Origin of the sequence: Streptomyces sp. UW30 (assembly GCF_008042075.1) — a bacterium.
Taxonomy (GTDB): Bacteria; Actinomycetota; Actinomycetes; order Streptomycetales; family Streptomycetaceae; genus Streptomyces.
The window spans coordinates 227,158-246,444 of record NZ_RDBN01000033.1 but is presented as its reverse complement, the minus strand read 5'-3'; the positions used below and the strand labels follow the sequence as shown (position 1 = coordinate 246,444).

The 19,287-nt window shown below is 68.3% G+C and carries 18 protein-coding genes and 1 pseudogene; 13 read left to right on the top strand and 6 right to left on the bottom strand.

Features of this window, described 5'->3' with window-relative positions:
• Positions 1–54: 54 nt before the first annotated feature.
• The 3 genes and pseudogenes from EAO75_RS16415 to EAO75_RS16405 form a co-directional block, all read right to left on the bottom strand.
• A complete protein-coding gene (locus EAO75_RS16415) occupies positions 55–1,158 on the bottom strand; it encodes an endonuclease/exonuclease/phosphatase family protein (protein ID WP_187284464.1) in 1,104 nt (367 codons plus the stop codon).
• Positions 1,159–1,505: 347 nt separating this feature from the next.
• Positions 1,506–1,706, bottom strand: a pseudogene (locus tag EAO75_RS16410) (transposase family protein); the annotation flags it as partial.
• A gap of 76 nt (positions 1,707–1,782) precedes the next feature.
• A complete protein-coding gene (locus EAO75_RS16405; RefSeq protein ID WP_187284463.1) occupies positions 1,783–3,102 on the bottom strand; it encodes an amidohydrolase family protein in 1,320 nt (439 codons plus the stop codon).
• Between the two features lie 3 nt (positions 3,103–3,105).
• Here EAO75_RS16405 and EAO75_RS16400 point away from each other — a divergent pair, with 3 nt between their 5' ends.
• The 4 genes from EAO75_RS16400 to EAO75_RS16385 all read left to right on the top strand — a co-directional run bounded on the left by EAO75_RS16400 (position 3,106) and on the right by EAO75_RS16385 (position 7,326).
• Entirely contained in the window at positions 3,106–3,696 is a 591-nt protein-coding gene (locus EAO75_RS16400) for a winged helix-turn-helix transcriptional regulator (RefSeq protein ID WP_261989317.1), read from the top strand.
• Between the two features lie 709 nt (positions 3,697–4,405).
• Positions 4,406–4,888, top strand: coding sequence for a hypothetical protein (locus tag EAO75_RS16395; protein WP_147995793.1), 483 nt, complete (start codon positions 4,406–4,408; stop codon positions 4,886–4,888).
• A 430-nt stretch (positions 4,889–5,318) separates the two neighbouring features.
• Positions 5,319–5,951, top strand: coding sequence for a TetR/AcrR family transcriptional regulator (locus tag EAO75_RS16390; protein WP_187284462.1), 633 nt, complete (start codon positions 5,319–5,321; stop codon positions 5,949–5,951).
• Between the two features lie 109 nt (positions 5,952–6,060).
• Positions 6,061–7,326: an MFS transporter gene (locus tag EAO75_RS16385; RefSeq protein ID WP_222723957.1), complete on the top strand. Its 1,266-nt coding sequence runs from the start codon at positions 6,061–6,063 to the stop codon at positions 7,324–7,326.
• Positions 7,327–7,338: 12 nt separating this feature from the next.
• Here EAO75_RS16385 and EAO75_RS16380 read toward each other — a convergent pair whose 3' ends face one another.
• Positions 7,339–7,647: a hypothetical protein gene (locus EAO75_RS16380; protein ID WP_147995790.1), complete on the bottom strand. Its 309-nt coding sequence runs from the start codon at positions 7,645–7,647 to the stop codon at positions 7,339–7,341.
• 171 nt (positions 7,648–7,818) lie between these two features.
• Positions 7,819–8,034, bottom strand: a complete 216-nt coding sequence (locus EAO75_RS16375) for a hypothetical protein (RefSeq protein ID WP_261989316.1) — start codon at positions 8,032–8,034, stop codon at positions 7,819–7,821.
• A 137-nt stretch (positions 8,035–8,171) separates the two neighbouring features.
• Here EAO75_RS16375 and EAO75_RS16370 point away from each other — a divergent pair, with 137 nt between their 5' ends.
• Complete coding sequence (locus EAO75_RS16370; protein WP_147995789.1) at positions 8,172–8,936, top strand: SDR family NAD(P)-dependent oxidoreductase; 765 nt, start codon at positions 8,172–8,174, stop codon at positions 8,934–8,936.
• 14 nt (positions 8,937–8,950) lie between these two features.
• On the opposite strand, the gene EAO75_RS16365 is transcribed toward EAO75_RS16370, so the two are convergent.
• A complete protein-coding gene (locus tag EAO75_RS16365) occupies positions 8,951–9,559 on the bottom strand; it encodes a TetR/AcrR family transcriptional regulator (RefSeq protein WP_147995788.1) in 609 nt (202 codons plus the stop codon).
• Positions 9,560–10,064: 505 nt separating this feature from the next.
• Between EAO75_RS16365 and EAO75_RS16360 the strand changes: the two genes are divergently transcribed.
• The 8 genes from EAO75_RS16360 to EAO75_RS16325 all read left to right on the top strand — a co-directional run bounded on the left by EAO75_RS16360 (position 10,065) and on the right by EAO75_RS16325 (position 19,003).
• Positions 10,065–12,290, top strand: a complete 2,226-nt coding sequence (locus EAO75_RS16360; RefSeq protein WP_147995787.1) for an MMPL family transporter — start codon at positions 10,065–10,067, stop codon at positions 12,288–12,290.
• Positions 12,287–12,988, top strand: coding sequence for a response regulator transcription factor (locus tag EAO75_RS16355; protein ID WP_147995786.1), 702 nt, complete (start codon positions 12,287–12,289; stop codon positions 12,986–12,988). The genes EAO75_RS16360 and EAO75_RS16355 overlap by 4 nt, the downstream gene beginning before the upstream one ends.
• Entirely contained in the window at positions 12,985–14,412 is a 1,428-nt protein-coding gene (locus EAO75_RS16350; RefSeq protein ID WP_147995785.1) for a sensor histidine kinase, read from the top strand. The genes EAO75_RS16355 and EAO75_RS16350 overlap by 4 nt, the downstream gene beginning before the upstream one ends.
• A 108-nt stretch (positions 14,413–14,520) precedes the next feature.
• Complete coding sequence (locus tag EAO75_RS16345) at positions 14,521–15,237, top strand: GntR family transcriptional regulator (protein WP_147995784.1); 717 nt, start codon at positions 14,521–14,523, stop codon at positions 15,235–15,237.
• Between the two features lie 94 nt (positions 15,238–15,331).
• Positions 15,332–16,648 (top strand): MFS transporter, encoded by a 1,317-nt coding sequence (locus EAO75_RS16340; RefSeq protein WP_147995783.1) that lies wholly within the window; start codon positions 15,332–15,334, stop codon positions 16,646–16,648.
• A gap of 30 nt (positions 16,649–16,678) precedes the next feature.
• The gene (locus tag EAO75_RS16335; RefSeq protein ID WP_147995782.1) at positions 16,679–18,040 is read left to right on the top strand and encodes an acyclic terpene utilization AtuA family protein; all 1,362 of its coding nucleotides are present in this window, start codon (positions 16,679–16,681) and stop codon (positions 18,038–18,040) included.
• A 2-nt stretch (positions 18,041–18,042) separates the two neighbouring features.
• Positions 18,043–18,360 carry a DUF4387 domain-containing protein gene (locus EAO75_RS16330; RefSeq protein ID WP_147995781.1) on the top strand — a complete coding sequence of 106 codons (318 nt, stop codon included), beginning with the start codon at positions 18,043–18,045 and terminating at the stop codon, positions 18,358–18,360.
• A 265-nt stretch (positions 18,361–18,625) separates the two neighbouring features.
• Positions 18,626–19,003 carry a carbamoyltransferase C-terminal domain-containing protein gene (locus EAO75_RS16325; RefSeq protein ID WP_147995780.1) on the top strand — a complete coding sequence of 126 codons (378 nt, stop codon included), beginning with the start codon at positions 18,626–18,628 and terminating at the stop codon, positions 19,001–19,003.
• The last annotated feature ends 284 nt before the right edge of the window (positions 19,004–19,287 follow it).

The following is a 19,287-nucleotide window of genomic DNA, read 5'->3' as shown; positions in this document are numbered from 1 at the left end:
TTYCGTATCTGCCCGTCAGAGGCGTCGTCGGGAGTGACGCTCGTTGATGGTGCGTCAGGGGCGATCCTGCGGAAACGCCCCGCTAGCGGTGAGGGCGTAGTGGTCGCTGAGGTCGGTGGTGTCGGTTTGGCGCCCGCCGGCTGTGAGCCTGATCGGCTGACTGCCGCGGGGACGGACAACCTGGCTCGCCCAGCCGGTCAGCCTGGTGTGGCTGGTGCGCTGGAGGGCGAAGTCGAGATCCTCGGCTGCATCGGTGGAGTAGCGCAGTCGTGCGATGTCATTGTTGTGCGTGTCAAAGGAGTATCGCTCGCCGCTGCGGCTGCCGTCGCCAGCCTGGAGGAGCCGGAGCATGTCCTCGTATTCRGCGGTACTGCGGTCGACGTTCATGTCGCCGAGCAGGAGGACCGGTTCGTCCTGGGAGATCTGGTTCTTCCTTTCTTTGTAGGTGAGGAATTCGTCGATCTCACGGAACTGCTTGGCGCGGATGTCGGCTGCGTCCTTGCTGCTTCCACAGCCGGAGTCGGTGGACTGCGGGTGCGTGCCGATGATGCTGAACTGCCGCCCGTTCTTGTTGATTTTTGTATAGGCAAAGCCGGCAGCGTGTTTGTCTGAGCCACAGCCGTCCTTGAACACTGTCTGTTCCGCGACCTGGATCGGGTACCTGCTGACGATGGCCACGCCGCCGTTATCCGGCTCGGTCCCGGTGCTGTGCCAGTGCTCTGCGTCCCAGTCCTCTGCATAGGTTCCGCCCCACTCAGAGGCACCGACCACCCTGGTCTGGTAGATGTAGCCGAGGTCGTGAAGGCCATTCAGGAGCTGCTTGGAGGAATCGATGTGGAACAAACCCTCCAAGACGATGACGTCGACGTCCTCGTCCCGGAGGAAGTCCTGGCTGAGCATTTCCTTGACCCGCGCGGTGTTCATGGAGTTGGTCCCGGTGCCCATCTGCATCAGATTTGACAGCAGCATCGTGTCGTAGTTGACAGCCTTGAAACTGTCGGCTGAAGCATGTGCGGGTTCCGAGACTGCGACGGCGTGTTGGGGGGCAGCCGCCATACCCGTCATCAGGGCGACTGCGGCGATACCAGTACGTACGAGCATGGGTTCCTCCTGCTGCGCAGAGATGTCTGTCCTGAGCATGGGCCGCAGGAGGATCATGAAAACCACCCTCACAGGGGCGCAGGAGGCGCACGCAGTGTCCGGTCGTGATCCCCGCGCGGCTTTCCTGGCACGAACGCGTCCTATCAGACACGTCCTAGAGGGCACGGCATCGATCTGCCCGGACCAGACGGTTACGTACGAACCCGCTCCCTGAGACCGCCATCGCTCAGAGCCGAAATCATCAGAGGGAGGGGAACAGAGCGGCCCTGACGTAGCTCGGCRGCTGTGGGGAGAGGGCGGCCGCGATGTCTGGCGGTCCAGAAGGCTGCCGCCGACCGCGGTGGCGGCGTGCGGCTTCCTGAGCGCCGCGTCCCGCAGGACAACGTAGGGAGCCTTTTCCATCCTCACTCTGAGCTGGTCAGATGAAGGGTCAGGACGGCCTGGACGAGTTCGGTGATCCGGGTGGTCGAGAACCGTGGTTTGCGGAGGAGTCGCCAAGACTTGAGGGTGGCGATTGCCTGCTCGACGAGGGCCCGGATCTTTGCGTGGGACCGGTTCACCGCCTTCTGGCCTGGGGACAGGGTCTCCCACCGTCCCCAGCGAGGCGGCGGCCCAGCTCGGTGACGTGCGGGGCGTACGGAGGCTTGACGGGGCGGCGGCGTCATGCCGGCTCGGCCGACGCTATGAAGCTTTCCGTCCGGTCCGGTCGCGAAGGTTCGCGCGGGACTCGTGCATGAGCTCGCGGGCACGCCCGGCGATGGCCCCCGTGAGCATGCCGTCGGCTTTGACGACCTGTCCGCCGACGACGACCATCTCGATATCCGCGGTGCCCGCCCCCATCACGAGTGTGGTGACCGGGTCACCGAAACCGTCGAGATGCGGCGGCCGCATGTCGACCACGGCCACATCTGCCCGCTTGCCGGGCGTGAGACTGCCGACCTCGTCCTCCAGATGCCACACGCGTGCCGCGTCGAGCGTCGCCAGTCTGAGCATGTCGCGCTGGTTCAGTTCGACTGACTCGACTGCCTCGTTGCGGCTCACCGCGCTGGCGTTGGCGCGAGACCGCTCGGCCGCCAGTGCCAGGCGCATCTCTGTGAACAGGTCGGTTCCGCTGCCGGTCGTCGTGTCGACGCTCAAACCGGCAGGAATGCCTCGGGCGAGCGCATGGCCCGTGGCCGGGTAGGTGCCCAGCGCCATCAGCATGTCCACCGACGGGCTCAGAGAGATGGAACCGCCGCTGTCCGCGATCAGGCCGAACTCGCGGTCACTGAGCTGCGCGGCGTGGGCATGATTGACGTCCGGCCCGAGCAGGCCGAGCTTGTCCAGGGCCACTACCGCACCGGGGAATCCGGCCATACCCACGTGAACAGAGATCGGGAGCCCGAGGTCGCGGGCGAACGCAAAGTCGTCCCTGGTGGCCTCGGGCGTGGTGAACGAGGGGCCGCGCAGCGCCAGTCCCATGCGCAGCCGGCCGTTGATCCCGCGGGGGAAGTGCTCTGCCTGCAGGCGCCGGGCGTCGGCGGGGTGCCGCGGCGCGGGGGCACCGAAGAACCCCAGGCCGTCAGGGCCCGGTCCGCCATAGAGGAATACAGCGCGGATCCCGGAGTCATGGAGTGCGCGCACGTTCGCGTCGGCGTGCTCGGGTGTGGACAGGTTGTGTGCCCAGTCCGCGACGGTCGTGATCCCGGCGTTGAGTGCCTGCAGCGCGCCCCACAGCGTTCCCGCGTAGAGGTCTTCGGGCGTGTAGCGGGGCGCCAGGTCTGCGATCACCGCACCGGAGTACCCGGTAAGTGAGACCTGGCCGGTGTGGCCACCGAGCGCTCCCTGCCAGAGGTGGCGGTGCGTGTCGACCAGGCCGGGGATCACCAGGCGCCCGCGCGCGTCCACCACACGCGTGCCCGGCACCTGGGGCGCGAGAGCGGGACCGACCGCCGTGATGATGCCGTCGCGGATGAGTACGTCGCCCTGCGGGAGGTCGCCGATCCCGGGGTCGAGCGTCACGACGTGCCCGCCACTGATCAGAAGGTCGTGCCCGTGCATGTGGATGTCGCTTTCATCAGACCCACGCCGAACCAACCGACGCAAGAAGCCTCTAGGTATACGATGAATACCGCCGATTTCATGGTCGACCGGTGGCTCGGCATCGGCAAGGAGGCACTTTCAACTGCCCACGTTCCCTGGAGGGAACCGGTGACAACCTCGACAAACGCTGACAACGGCGCACTGCTGCGGGACGTGCTCGCCCGGATCGGTGACAAGTGGTCGGTGATCGTGATCTGCCGCCTGCACGGCCAGCCTCGTCGCTTCAACGAGCTCCGTCGCCTGACCGAGGCCATCACACAGCGCATGCTGAGCGCCACCCTGCGCAACCTTGAACGTGACGGCCTGGTGACGCGAACCGTCTACCCGACTGTCCCGCCACAGGTCGAATACGCCCTCACCGAGCGCGGCGGCAGTCTCCATGCCGTCCTGTACCAGCTGGTCGACTGGACCGATGCCCACCTACCCGGCATCCAAGCTTCGCGTGCCGACTACGACTCGACTCACGCGACCGTGCCGGCCGGCCCGGCAGCAAGTGGGCCGGACGGCCGCTAGGTGTATTGATCACAAGCGCTGTTGACGCCGGCTGGGCTTGATCATGGCGAAGACCTCCGGTGCGGTGGAGGCGCCAAAGCGTGTAGCAGAAGGCCCGGACGCTCTCTCACGTGCCCGTATCGAGCACTCCGAAGCAACTTCCCCATCGAAAGAAGCGGCCACACAGCAGGGCCGTTGACCCGACCGTCAGTGAGTTGACTTCAGCCTGAACGTGCAGGYCACGGGGGTGGCGTGGGCGGGTGATGTCGTACGCGTGCTGCCCGTCGGGGATTGTCTGCGGTGAAGATCGTCGGCCACCGGGCGATTCGGTGCTGGTTGAGGATCATCAGCGCGCGTATGAGCCGGGCGGCCCACTTCACATCGAGACCTAGCTCGGCTGGCACCCGCCAGCTCTTCACTGTGCGAACGCGTGCTCGCCCGTATGTTCCGCCACGATCAGCTGGTTGACCAGCCTCTTCGCAAGTGGGAGCTCCTTGCCAGTCAGGAGTAACGGCGCAGAAGAGACGGAGCCCGACGCGGAGTTCTGCAGTTACCCCGCGATCGGAGAGGATACGAGGTCGTGRCGGAACATGCAGTAGACCCCTGGTGGACGGTGCTTGCCCAGTCAGTGTCTCTGGCAACGGCTCCTGTGATTCAGGTTGCCGCCGACGGCAGGTGGGAGACGGCGGAAGTGGTCAGCCCGGTGAAGCATCGGGCCCACGCTCTGGGCGTGGTCGAGCAGGCCGCTCGAACGGCTCGGCATGACGTCGCCGTAGAAGTACTGTGGCCGGCTAACGCCTTCTGCGGCGTGCGCTGGGGTGTCGATCAGTGGGACGAGGCCGTCGCCGGTACTGCCCGGGCGTATGACGCACTGGCCGGGGGGAACGCCGCGGTGACACTGGTGTCCGCATTGCTAGGCGATGCACCGAGTTCGGTTGTGGAGTTCGCTGAACTGGGCGCGGTAAACGCCTGGACGTCAGTCGGTTCGGAGGTTCTGTGGCGTCACGGGGAGGGGTTCACGCAGGAGGCGCTCGACGCCACGTTGCTTCGGCGCCCTGAGCTCACGGTGTGTGAACATCCGCTGGCGGTCGAACTTGCGGTGACCATACCTCGCCCCTGCTGGGTCGGTATCTACGTCTCATCGCAACGTGGCTCGCTGCACCACCTCGACCCACGAGCCATCACCAGCCTCCTCGGCCAGGTCGTCCGGTGAGGCACTAGCAATACCGCTGAGATCGCCCGCTGACGGACAATCTTCACGACAGACAAACSCCGACGACCAGCACGAGCACGGCATCACCCATCCCACGCCACCCCGTGRCCTGCACGTTCAGGTCGAACAACACAACTCAGTGGCCAGACCCAAGCGTGATCACCGTTCCGCGACACGCTTCAGGCTCAGGAAAGCCGGGGGCCGCCTTTCAGATCTCCCTGCCGTTGCGGCGAGCCAGCCGATCCCACCTCCCTGCCACCCTGACGAGCACCGCCCGCAGTGGAATGGAACCTTCACCTACGCCGGAGGGTCCACGCCAAGGCGGACGGGTCCTCGGGTGATCTCCGCAGGCCAGTAGCCACCCATCCGCTACGCTGAACGATCTGTTCAATAAATAGTTGATTGCGTGCAACGGGGAGCACTCATGGGCATGGCAGGCGAGCGAGACGAGACAGTCGGCGGCACTCCCGTGCGCCCGGGACGCCCCCGCAGCGAGAAACGACGTGCCGCGATCCTGGCGGCCGCCGGCGACCTCATGATCGAGGGTGGCCTGCGGGCGGCCACCATGGAGGCGATCGCCTCCCGAGCAGGGGTGGGCAAGGCCACGGTCTACAAGTGGTGGCCTTCGCGCGGGGCGGTCGCCCTGGAGGGGTTCATGCTCCGGGCGGCCAGCTCCTGGTCCCTTCCTGAAGGCGCCTCTGCGCCGGAGGCGTTGCGGATTCTCGCGGTCGCCGCGGTGCATCTGTTTACCCGCTCACCCGCGGGCCCCCTCATGCGCGCGTTGGCCGCGGACGCCCAGTCGGACCCCGAGATCGCCCAGGCACTGCGCGAGCAGTGGTTCGGGCCGCGTCGCGCCGTGGCCGCCGAGATCATCCGCGAGGGCATCGAACGCGGCGAACTGCGCGCGAACCTGGACCTGGCCGCCACCTTGGACCTGGTCTTCGCCCCCGTCTACTACCGACTGCTGTTCAGCCACGAGCCTCTGGACGAGGCCTTCGCCGAACACTGCATCGATCAGGTACTGACGGGGATCGCCCTGAGCGGGAATACCCGGGCACAGTAGCCGCCTTATTCTGAACGCAATGTTCAGTAACTAGCTGCGGAGTGCTCATATGCGGCCTCACACCACGCCTGGCACCGCGRCGACCGACACCGAGCCGCCGGGCGGACCGGTGCGACTTCGCTCGCTGCGATGGATCACGATCACCCTGGCGTTCGCCTGCGGGGCGAGCGTGGCCAATCTCTACTACGCCCAGCCCCTGCTCAGTCTCATCGGCCGCGCCTTCGATGTCGGTCAGGGCACGGCGACCATGGTCGTCACGGCAACCCAGGTCGGATACGCACTGGGCTTGGCCCTCCTGCTGCCCCTGGGTGACTTGCTGGAGAACCGGCGGCTTGCCTCGCGCACGCTTGTGCTGACCGCGGCCGCCTTGGCGGTGGCCGCTTTCGCGCCCACCTTCTGGGTCTTCCTCGCCATGTCAGCCATGATCGGCGTGACCTCGGTGGTCGCGCAGATCCTGATCCCCCTCGCTGCGCACCTGGCGCCGCCGAAGGAACGCGGGAAGCTCGTCGGGCAGGTCACCAGCGGACTATTGCTGGGCATCATGCTCGCCCGATCGGTGTCCAGCTTCGCCGCAGCGGCCTGGGGCTGGCGCAGCATCTATGCCATCTCCGCAGTCGCCATGCTGATCACTTCCTTCGCGCTGGCCAAGATGCTGCCGGTCCGCGAACCTGCCCACACCGCCCGCTACGGGGCGCTTCTGGCGTCGGTCATCGAGCTGGCCCGCACGGAACGGGTCCTCAGGCGGCGGGCGCTCACTCAGGCGTGCCTGTTCGGGGCCTTCACCGCGTACTGGACCGGCGTCTCCTACGAACTGGTCGGACGCCACCATCTGTCCCAGACAGGCGTCGCCGTCTTCGCGCTCGTCGGCGCGGCAGGAGCCGCCGCAGCCCCGATCGCCGGACGCCTGGGGGACGCCGGACACGGAACGGGGGCCCGCGCAACTGCCCTCGTCCTGGGCCTGGCGTCCATGCTCGTGGCCGGCTTGGGCGCATCAAGCCTGATTGCGCTGGCCCTGGGCGGAGTGCTGCTGGACTTCGCCGTGCAGAGCCACCAGGTCCTCAGCCAGCGGGACATCTACGCCCTGCGCCCGGACGCGCGCGCACGGATCAACTCGGTCTACATGACCAGCGTCTTCCTCGGCGGAGCCGTCTCCTCGGCAGTAACCGGAGCCGTCCTGACGCTCTGGGGCTGGAGCGGCGTCACCGTCATGGCGGCCGCACTGATCGCCGTGGGCCTGGTGATCTGGGTCTGGGAGCGACGAACTGCACGACAGACGACGAACTCCCCCGCTCGGAGTGTGGCCGAGGTCAGCCCAGAAGCCGCCACCGGCGTCGGCGCCGCCGAGGACGCGACCTACGTCAGCTCGCCAAGGTAGTCGGGGAGGTGATCATCCGGGCGTTGCGCTGTCCACGTGCCCGCAGCCGGTACCGGGATCCGGAACAGCGGCTGTGAGCGTGACGCCTTCGCGTACCCGCTTTTGAGGCATGACCCAGATACGCCAGAGCGTGTCGGCGAGAGTGGTGATGAGCGGCTCGTCGACGTTGTCAAAGAGGACGACGGGCTCGACGGCCAGTTGGCCATCGGTTCGGCGCATGCCGTCAACGGGGGTAGCCCAGCCGACGATTGGCACCACCAGATTCAGGCCGTCGTCGGGGGCATTTGATCGCCACTCGCCACCCGTCCGGGGCAGCAGCAAAGGGGAACGGGAACGCGGTCATGACGGCAGACTCTCGCCCCGCGGTTCGGGCATCTGCCCGGGCGTGACGGGCACGATGTCCACGCCGCTGCACCCGTCGGCCTCGATCTTCTCCTCACGCAGCCAACTGACCGCGCCGCAGTTGCTCCGCTGGGCAGCGGAGCAACTGCCTCAATCGAGCGCGGCCGTGGCACCAATGTCATGAGATGGCACAGCTAGCACGGTGAACACGATGCCGGAGGGATCATGCGAGCCCTTCAGCTCCCCGGTGAGGAACTCCAGGCCGCCGTCGCTCGCTTTCAGTTCCTCTGCGAGCACGGCTAGTTCGATGCCGCGGCCGAGCCATTTGTGTTGGGTGCGGCAACTCGCAGCGTCGACATGGCGCAAGTATGGACTTGCGAGTCCAATTTTGTCGGCGCACAGTGGCACTCCGTCCTGGCCGTCCAGGGCCCCGCTCGGCCGAAACGTCGCATGTGGCTCGGTCCTGCGGGTTCGCAGCAGAGAACCAAACAACGGAGTGGACCATGTCGAGGCGCCTAGAGGGCAAGACCGCCCTGGTGACTGGAGCAACCAGCAACATCGGGTGGGCCATCGCGGAGGCGTTCGCAGCCGAGGGAGCGCATGTCGTCGTCACAGGCCGCAGCGCCGGGCGCGGCCTGGAGGTCGTCGAAGGCATCCGCACGCGCGGCGGCCACGCCGACTTTGTACAGGCGGCCCTGGACGGGAGTGCAACCGCCTCGCAGGCACTGGCTCAGGAGGCGACGCGGATCCTCGGCGGCCGTATCGACGTCCTGGTCAACAATGCGGGGATCTACCCCGGAGACACCACGGCAGCCACCGATGAGAAGACCTTTGACCAGGTATACGCAGTCAACGTGAAGGCGCCGTTCTTCCTCACCGCTGCGGTCGCCCCCGCCATGGCGCAGGCCGGCAGCGGAGCGATCATCAACCTGGGCTCGTGGATCGCGCGTCTGGGCATTCCGGTCGGTGCCCTCTACAGCTCCACCAAGGGAGCCGTCGAAACCCTGACCCGGGCCTGGGCGGCAGAGTTCGGGCCGCAGGGCGTACGCGTGAACGCGATCTCCCCGGGTGTCGTGCAGACACCTGTCCCCGGTGAAACCCATCCCGGCGAGGTCATGATGAAGGGCACCCCCGCAGGCCGGATGGGCACCCCCGACGCCATCGCGAACGCCGCGGTGTACCTCGCCAGCGACGAGTCGGTTTTTGTGCACGGCATCGTGCTCGACGTCGACGGGGGTCGCACCACCGCTGCCGTCATCGCCGGCTGAATCGCTCAGGAGGGTCACGGCACCGCGCTGCCCACGCGGCGCAGGTCCGTGATCCCTTGGTCGAGAGCCGCGCGCAGGTGGGTGGTCTGCCCCGTCGACAGAAGGATCGACACGCCCCCTTGAGTCGCGGCCAACAGCGCGGCAGCCCTGGCATCGACATCGAGGTCGGCGGGAAGCCGGCCAGCCGCCTGTAGCGACCGGATGCCCACCGCCAGGCTCTCCTGCCAACGGCGCATCAACTCGATCACGATCGCGCGCGCTCCTGGCGTCGAGCGCCCGATCTGCAGAAACAGCGACCCGAGCGGACATTCGTCCCCTTGGGCTTCGTAACGAGTGATCACCACATCCCGCCACTGCTCCCAGGCTTCCCAGGAGTCCAGGCGCCCCAGATAGGGCTGTTGGTCCTCCAGCACCTGATCCGCCTCGAACTGGGCGACCGCGAGCAGCAGTTCATCCTTGCCGGCCGGGAAGTAGTGGAACAGCTGGCTCTTGCTGGTGCTCGTCCGCGCCATGACGTCGTCCAGGGTTACCGAATTGACCCCCTTCTCCCGCAGTACTGCCGCAGCACCCTCGATGATCCGGCTCCGCGTCGCCTTCCCCTTCGCCGTCAGTTCCCCGCGCACGACCCGCCTCCTCAAAATGGACTACTGAGTCCACTGTACTTGGGGCCCCTGTCGCGATCGTTCACAGTGGGCGCCGGCAGAGAACCAGCTCAGGTGCACCCGCGGCGGCCACCACGCCCCAAGCGCACCCGGAGCCCCCTGACGACTCCGGATGACCTTCTCCGCTCTCCAGAGATCGGCCTGCCGTGCCTGCTGCCTCCGCGCGCCCCGTCGTCCCGACCGCCACGGAACGGCACCGGCTGAAGGACGCCGCCTGGGGGCACAGGACCGAGCACCAGGCCAGGGTGCGTGCGCGGATCCTGCTCCTGGCGGCCCAGGGCAGGTCCAACGCTCGGATCGCCGTCGAGCGAACGGTGAGCGGGGGCCGTCACTGTCTCTTCGTCGCTGCGTGCGACCCGCCGGCGAAACCGTCAAGGAATCGTCAGGTTGAGCGGGGCTGGACCGTCAAGCCGCCGAGGTCCGATGGGGCTTCGTTGCTGTCGTTGACGGAAGTGGGCTGGGAATCATGGCTGTGCTGTTGCATCGATGGGGGGTGTTCGCGGTACGCCGCCGCCGTACGGTCGTGACGGTTTGGCTGTTCATCGTCGCCGTGATCGCCGCTGTGGGAGTCACCTTCGCGGGGAGCTTCGACTCCAAGTCGGACATCCCCGGATCCGCTGCCCAGAGCGCCCTGACCAAGATGGACCATCACTTCGGATCGTCCGACCACCAGAGCGCAGAAATCGTCTTCGAGGCGCCGGCGGGCACCTCGTTCAAGGACCCGGCCAAGGCCACCGCGCTGAAGGAGTCGCTGACCGCTGCGGCCACCGTGCCCGGGGTCACGTCGGTCAGTGACCCGATGCGCAGCCGCACCGTGTCGCCGGACGGAAAGACGGCGCTCGCCCAGGTCGAGTTCTCCACGGCCAAGGACCAGGACGTTCCCCAAGCCGGCCTGGACGCCCTCAAGGACACCGGCGCCAGCAGCCGCGCCGCGGGCATCGACGTGCTCTTCGGCGGTGACGCCTACAAGGCGTCCAAGCCGCCGGTCGGTCCGATGGAAGGGATCGGCGTGCTGGTGGCTCTCGCGGTCCTGGCCATCACCTTCGGCTCCCTGCTCTCCGCCGGAATGCCCCTGCTCACGGCCCTGATCGCGGTGGTGACGAGCATGGCCGCCCTGATGGGCCTGTCGTCCGCCGTCGGCATTTCCGACAAGGCGCCGACCCTCGCCATCATGCTGGGCCTTGCGGTCGGCATCGACTACGCCCTGTTCATCGTCTCGCGGCACCGCGCCGAGCTGGCGCAGGGCCGCAGCGTGAAGGAGGCGGCTGCGCGAGCGGCCGCGACCGCAGGGAGCGCCGTGGCGTTCGCCGGGCTGACCGTGATCATTGCGCTGGCCGGACTGACGGTCGCCGGAGTCCCTGTCCTCACCTCTATGGGGCTGAGCGCGGCAGGCGCCGTCGCTGTCGCGGTGGCCATGTCCCTGGGCCTGCTGCCGGCACTGCTGGCCATGGCCGGCGAACGGCTGCGCCCCAGGCCCGGCACACGCGCGGCGCGCCGGGCGCAGCATGCGGACGACCCTGCCGCCAAGCCGTCGATGGGAGCGCGGTGGGTCGGGGCCGTGGTGCGCCGTCCGTGGCGGGCGGTCATCACCGTCACTCTGGCTCTGGCCGCGCTCGCCCTTCCCGCCAGCCAGCTCCAGCTCGCGCTGAGCGACGACGGCAGCGAACCCACGTCGACCGCTGTGCGGCAGGTCTACGACAAGATCGGTGACGCCTTCGGCCCCGGCGCCAACGGCCCGCTGGTCGTCCTGGTCACCGGCGCGCCGGAGGGCACCCTCAAGACCACCAGCCAGGATGTCGCCAAGGATCTGTCCGGGGTCAGCGGCATCGGGCGCATCAGCCCTGTCGACTACTCCCCGGACGGAGCCGCCGCCCGGGTACAGGTGATCCCGACGACGGGGCCCCGCGATCCGGCGACCAGCACCCTGGTCACCCAGCTGCAGGACCGTGTGGCGCCCCTGGCCCAGGACAGCGGCAGCGACATCGCCGTCACCGGCCAGACCGCCGTCAGCATCGAGGTCTCCAACAAGCTCAGTGCCTCCCTGCTGCCTTTCGCCCTCGTCGTGGTCGGACTCTCTCTCCTGCTGCTGATGGCCGCATTCCGCTCCATCGCCGTCCCCATCAAGGCCACCGTCGGCTTCCTGCTGTCGGTCGGCGCGTCGTTCGGCGCGATCGTCGCCGTCTTCCAGTGGGGCTGGCTCGCCGGAGCGCTCGGTGTGCCCTCCACCGGGCCGGTCGCCAGCTTCGTGCCCATCATCGTGATGGCCGTCCTGTTCGGCCTGGCCATGGACTACGAGGTGTTCATGGTCTCGGCCATGCGCGAGGAGTACGTGAAGACCGGGCGGCCCCACACTTCGATCATCGGCGGCGCCCGGCACGCCGCCCGGGTCGTCACCGCCGCCGCACTGATCATGGTGGCCGTGTTCGCGAGTTTCCTGTTCAGCCACGATCCGGCGATCATGCCGATCGCCCTTGCCCTGGCGGTCGGTGTCCTCATCGACGCGTTCGCGGTCCGGATGACACTGGTCCCGGCCGTCATGTCGCTGCTGGGCCATCGCGCGTGGTGGCTGCCGCGCCGGCTGGACAAGTGGCTGCCCGACATGGATGTTGAAGGGGCACGCCTGGACACGAATGAACCGGCACCCGCCCCCATGGCATACCACCACAGTCCCCGGCAGGACGTCTCCTCATGAACCCCCCGGACACGGTCCTCGTCGTCGAAGACGACGCCGGCATCCGCGACCTGATGGCCTCAGCCCTCAACTTCGCCGGATTCGACGTCCAGCTCGCCGAAGACGTGCCCCAGGCCCTCACCCGTCTCGCGCAGCACACTCCGGACGTCATCGTCCTGGACGTGGGCCTGCCCGGAGGCGACGGCTTCGAGGTCCTGCAGCTGATCCGCTCGCGCGGCGTCACCGTGCCGGTGCTGTTCCTGACCTCCAGGGATGCCATCGAGGACCGTGTCCGGGGATTCAAGCTCGGCGGCGACGACTACGTCACCAAGCCCTTCAGCGTCGYCGAAGTCGCCGCCCGCCTCCAGGCCCTGATCCGCCGCTCCCGCGGCAGCGYCGGCCCCGCGGCCGACGAGGGCATCCTGCGCTACGCCGACCTGGAACTCGACGACAAACGCCACACCGTCACCCGCGCCGGCGACCCGGTCGACCTGTCACCCACCGAATTCCGGCTCCTGCGCTTCCTGCTCTCCCACCCCGGCCACGTGATGACCCGCTCCCAGATCCTGGAGGCGGTCTGGCAGTACGACTTCGGCGGTGACTCCGTCGTCGTGGAACGCTTCGTGTCCAACCTGCGCCGCAAACTCGACCACGGCCGCGAACCCCTCATCCACACCGTCCGCGGCATCGGCTACAGCCTCCGCCGCCCCACCTCATGAACCGGCCCCGCCTGTCCGCCCTCCGGCCTCGCCTGCTCGCCACCATCCGCGGGCGGATCCTCATCGGCGTCCTCGTACTGCTGGCCGCCGGGCTCATCGGCAACTCCGTCGCCAGCGCCATCACCCTGCGCCACTACCTCGACCACCGGGCAGAGGCGTCCCTGCGCGAATCCGGCGACCGCGTCCACCAGATGCTCGCCACCGGCCCCCAGACGGTCAACGGAAGCCAACTGGCGGCCCTGATCTCGCCCATCCTCGGCATGACCGTGATCAGCCCCGACGGCACGGTCGCCGACCAGGCAGGCAACGGCGTTCCCGAGGCGATCAACGGCCTGACCGCCGACCGACTCGACCAGGTCGTCACCATCAAGGACGACCCAGCGGTGCCCGACCTGATCGCACTGCGCATCCCCACCAACGGCCTGACCGTGAAGACCTCCGAAGGGGAGATGACCGCCTCCGCTGTCATCCTCACCGTGCGCACCGACCTCGACCGGGTCACCGTCACCGACTTCGTCTCCAGCCAGGCCACCATCGTCGGCGTCACCCTCGTCCTGGCTTTCGCCACCGCGCTGCTGATACTCAAGTTCGGTCTGCGGCCGCTGGGGCGTATGGCCAATGCCGCCGCCGCCATCGCCTCCGGCGCCCGTAAGGAGCGCCTGCCCACCTACGGGGACCACAGTGAGACCGACCGTCTGGCCACAGCCGTCAACGACGCCTTCGACGCCCAGTCCCGCGCGGAGGACAACATCCGCGCATTCGCGGCCGACGCCTCCCACGAACTGCGCACGCCCCTTGCGACCATCTCCGGCTGGCTCGACCTCTACCACCAGGGCGGCCTCACCACCCCCGCCGAGCTCGACCGGGCCCTGGAACGGGTCGACGGCGAGGTCGGCCGCATGCGACTGCTCGTCGAGGAACTCTCCCTGCTCGCCCGCCTGGACGCCGGACGCCCCCTGGAAGCACAACCCGTCGACCTGCGGCGCCTGGCCACCGATGTGGTCGACGACGCCGGAGTCGTCGCCGCGGACCGCACCATCCGCCTGCACGCCGACGCGCCCGTCCACGTACGCGGAGACGCCCCACGGCTCCAGCAGATCCTCAACAACCTCGTCGGCAACGCCATCCAGCACACTCCGGCCGGCACCCCGATCGACGTCTCCCTCGAGGCGTCCGGCGGTATGGCCGTCATCCGGGTGGCCGACCAGGGGCCCGGGATCGCACAGCAAGACCTCTCCCGCGTGTTCGACCGGTTCTGGCGGGCCGAGGCCAGCCGCAACCGGGCCCGCGGCGGCTCCGGACTCGGCCTGGCCATCGTCCAGGCGGTCGTCCACGCGCACCACGGCACCGTGCGCATCACCTCGCACACCGGCTCAGGGACCACCGTCACCGTTACGCTCCCCGCCCTGCCGCCGGCACGCTAACCACGTGAAGCCGTGGTGACCAGGGAGGAGTCGCGGCACCCTCCCGGAGAAAGGAATCAGCGATGAACCCATTGACTGTTTGCTATAGCAGGAGTCAGTCTTGGCAACATGACCAAGGACACCCTCGGCCCCATGGAGACGACCTCGCTGGCCGACCAGGCTTACCGGCGGCTGCGCGACGCGATCCGCGGGGGCGCCCTGCGGCCTGGCGAGAAGATCACCGAGCGGGATCTCGCGGCTCGTCTGGGAGTGAGCCCCACCCCGATCCGGGAGGCGCTGCGCCAGCTGGTCCACGAGAAGGTCGTCGAGCGGGTCGGCCCGCGCTCGCTGCGGATCGCCGACCACTCCGCCGCCGCCCGCAGCGAGATCGTCGAGGCCGAGGTCCGCCTGTCCGCCCTGATGGCCAGGCTCGCGGCCCGCAACGCCACGGCCGCCCAGCTGACCGAGCTCGTCGGCCTGCTGGACCACGCCGACCACCTGGTCGCGGGGATCGAGCAGACACTGGCCGACCAGGGGATCGACGCTCCGGTGGCCGACCAGGTCACCGCCGTGTTCCGGCTGCTGCGCGAATTCCACCACCAGGTCGAGGCATGCGTGGCCAATCCGGTGCTGGAGGGCCTGCTGGCCCAGGCCCGCGCCTTCAGCGACGAGGAGCGCCTCGACCTGACCATGAAACTCGCCGCTGATCGGGCCGAGAGTTTCCGCAGCCGCTATCGCGAGCACCGCGCGCTACTGGACGCCCTTCTGGAGCGCGACGAGGACCGCGCCGAACAGCTCGCCGCCGCCCACCACCGCGCAGCACTCGTCCAGCTGTCCACCGCCTAACCCCTTCCTTCAGCTGTCTGCGCGTCGGCCCCTCGGGAGGTCGCCGGCACGCAGACGCCACAATGTTGCTATAGCATATGGCATAGGAGCCGCCATGCTGCACGACGAACCACCCCAGCCCCCCGCCTCGGCGGCTGCACCGGCCGCGCTCGAGGCCGCCCCCGCGGCCGAACGGCCAGAGCGCATGAGCGGAAGCGCCGTCCTGTGGGTCGCCCTCGCGATCTTCGCCCAGGAATCGGTGTGGAACTTCTACGACGCCCAAGTCCCCGCCCAGCTGCGTCACTTCATGTCCTCCGCCACTGTCATCGGCCTGATCATGGGCCTGGACACCGGGCTCGGCGTCATCATCCAGCCCTGGATGGGCCTGATCTCCGACCGGCTGGCCATGCGCCGCACCGGACGCTGGCCCATCGTGGTAGCCGGGGCGTGCGTGGCGGCCGTGCCCTTCGCGCTGATCCCGTGGGCCACCAGCCTGCCGATGCTCATGCTCTGCATCTTCGCGTTCGGCCTGACTGCCAACTCCTTCAAGGGCGTCACCGAAACCCTGGTCTCCGACTATGTCGCACCCCAACAGCGCGGCAAGGCCCAGGGGTTCATCAAGGCCGGCGTCAGCCTCACCATCATCGTCTCGGCCCTCATCAGCCTGCTGGTGGTGGACCACAGCCTCAAGGCCGCCTTCGCCATCCCACCGGTCCTGATGATCGTCATGGTGGCCCTGTCCTACCGCTTCCTGGGTCGCCGCCACCCCACAGCGCWGCGCCGCGAGGACACTGCCGACGAACAGGCCGACCCGTTCTCCTCACCGTGGGCGATCCTCAAGGACCTCGCACTGGAACCGAGCCGAGCCCGCCTGCTGCTCATGGCCGGCATCTTCTGCTTCGCCGGCATGTGGGCGGCGCTGCGCTCGCTGACCACCCCGTACGGCACCGAGGTCCTCGGCATGACCCGGGGCGCGGCGGGCGGCATCGCCCTGCCCGGCGCGATCGCCTTCCTCATCTGCGTCGTCCCACTCGCCTACCTCTCGCACCGCCTCGGCGAGCTCCGCATGATCCGCTACGGCATCGCCCTGTTCGTCGCGGGCCTGCTCGTCGGCTTCGCCGAACCCACCCCAGCCTTCACCGCCGCCTCCGTGGCCATCGCCTCGATCGGCTACGCCGTCTTTTCCGTCAACGGCCTGATCGCCCTGTGGAGCCTGGCGCCCAACAACCGTGTCCTGGGCGCCTACACCGGCCTCTACACGGTGGCCTCCGCCTCCGGCATGGCGCTCGGCCCCGCCCTGCTCGGCGCCACCGTCGACCTCACCGGCTGGCGCTACATGCTCCTGAACGCCGCCGTGTTCGGCGCGGTCACCTTCGCCGTCTTCACCCTCGTGGGCCGCCGCGCCGAGCGGCCGCTCGAAACCGCTTCCTGACCCTCACCCGCACAACAGAAGGCCGCCCTCATGGACCTGCGTATCCTCGCCCCGACCGGAGCCCTCGGCGCCGGTTTCGAGACCGATGCCCTCGGCCGCGGAGTCGCCGCCCGCCCACACGTGATCGCCTGCGACGCCGGCTCCACCGACTCCGGTCCCGCAGCGCTCGGCTCCGGCACCCCCAAACTCTCCGCCCAGGCCGTCACACGTGACCTGCGCCTGCTCCTCCAGGCCCGCGAAACCCTCCAAGTGCCGCTGATCATCGGCTCCTGCGGCACCAGCGGACGCGACGACGGCGTCGACCTGGTCGCCGACCTGGCCCGTGCCATCGCGGCCGAGGACAACCTGCACTTCAAGCTCGGCCTCATCTACAGCGACCAACCGGCAGAACGCCTCCAACACCTGTACGACCAGGGCCGCATCAGGGCGCTCACCAACGCCCCCGTCATCGAGCGGGAGTTGTTCCAGCGCAGCCACACCGTCGCCATGATGGGCGTGGAACCCATCCAGGAAGCCCTGCGCGACGGCTGCGACGTCATCCTTGCCGGACGGGCCAGCGACACCGCTCTGTTCGCCGCCCTGCCCCACCTGAACGGCGCCGACCCCGGCCTGACCTGGCACATGGCCAAGACCATCGAATGCGGCGCCGCCTGCGCGATCCCGCCGGACGCCAACGGCCTCCTGGTAACCCTGCGAGACGACCACTTCGACGTCACCACGCTCGCCGAGGGCAGCCGCCTCACCCCGCGCTCGGTCGCCGCCCACACGCTGTACGAGAACGCCGACCCATTCCACATCACCGAGCCCTCCGGCATCCTCGACACCACCCACGCCACCTACGAGGCCGTCGACGAACGGACCGTCCGCGTCCAAGGCTCCCGCTACATCGAGGCCGACGGCTACACCAACAAGCTCGAAGGCGCCGAACTCGTCGGCTACCAGACCGTCATCGTCGGCGGCGTCCGCGACAAGGTCGTCATCAAACGCCTCCCCGAGCTCCTGCCCATGGCCAAGAAATACTTCGACGCCAAGATCCTCGACGTGTTCGACGGCCGGGTCGACCCGGACACCATCGACATCAACTACCGCCTCTACGGCACCGGGACGGTCCTGGCCGGCATCGAACCCACCCCCCTGCAGCCCCAGGAACTCGGCGTGCTGATCACCATCACCGCACCCGACCAGGACACCGCCCACGCCATCTCCACGTTCGTCGCCCACGCCTCCTCGCACCTGCCCATCCCCGAGTACGACGGCCTGGTCTCCACCCTCGCCTACCCCTACTCGCCTCCCGAAATGGACCGCGGCCCGCTCTACCGCTTCACCCTCAACCACGTCGCCACCGGCATCACCCCCACCGAACKGTTCCGCACCACCACCGAAGAGGTCTGACCATGGCCACCCTGCTCGACTACTGCTCCCTCGTCCGCTCCAAGAACGCCGGACCCTTCACCCTCACCTTCGACTTCATGTGCCGCGACCAGCACACCTACGAGGCGCTCACCAACACCGGAATCCTCAACCGGACCCTGTTCGCCACACTGTTCAACGCCAGCGAGAACGAGATCCTCGTGGTCAACCACCCCCGCGCCCTCGCGGTCAAAGTCTCCCTGCCACGCCCCTCCATACAAGGCGACCAGCACGACGCCGACTGCTACGCCGGCCAGCAGTACGCCCCCCTGATGGAACTCCAACTGCCCGAACTCCCATGAGCCTGTTCATCGTGCGATCAGGCGCACACCGAGCGAGGTCGCCGAAGCTTGGCTCTGGACCAGCCGACGGGCGTCGTGCCGGCCCAAACCCTCGTCGTGAGACCTGGCGTTCGGAGCCATCGGCCGGTGCGGAATTGACACCGGTCTGACACTGGTGCGCACCGGCAACCGCAGGGTGGAGATCCTCGTTGGGGGGTGATCCGACGTACGAGCGCATTCCAGCCTCGGAGGAGCTGTTCCTTGTGCTGGAGCACGCGCAGACGGGATCAAGCATCGGGAACCGTTCAGGCCATTCGCCCCGGCGGTCCTCGCCGACCACACCGACGCCTGGTTCGATCTGGACGTGCCCAGCCCGTTGATGCTGCTCGCCCCGCCTGTCCGCCCCGACCACGCCGACAAGATCGCCGGAGTCGTGCACATCGACGGCACCGCCCGCGTCCAGACCGTCGACCCCGCCGTGGCACGCGCGTACGGGGCGCTCATCGAGCACTTCCACCAGCTCACCGGCCTGCCCGTCATCCTGAACACCAGCTACAACGACCGCGAGTCCATCGTCGAGACGCCCGCCCACGCACTCGCCACGCCCCAGGCCTGCGACCTGGACGCGGCATGCATAGGCGAATACCTCGTCGAACGGTCCTGACCACCTCCGGGGGCTGCCACACTGGGAACATGCCGACCGCCACTCCGCCGCTGCGGGAACTCGCCGTCGACCCGCCCAGGCCCGGCTCAGCATCCTCGGCCTGCGGCCCGCCGTGGGGCGTCCAGCGAGGGCTGTGGTGAACCACGTCTTGAGGTGACGTCGTGACCATGGCCTGGTGTTACCTGCTGCGCCTCCGCCGCCGGGAGGAGACCCCAGCACCGGAGACGAATCGCAGCTCGTAAGCGCTGTCCGACAAATGATCTTCGGCGGGCTGGGTGACCTAG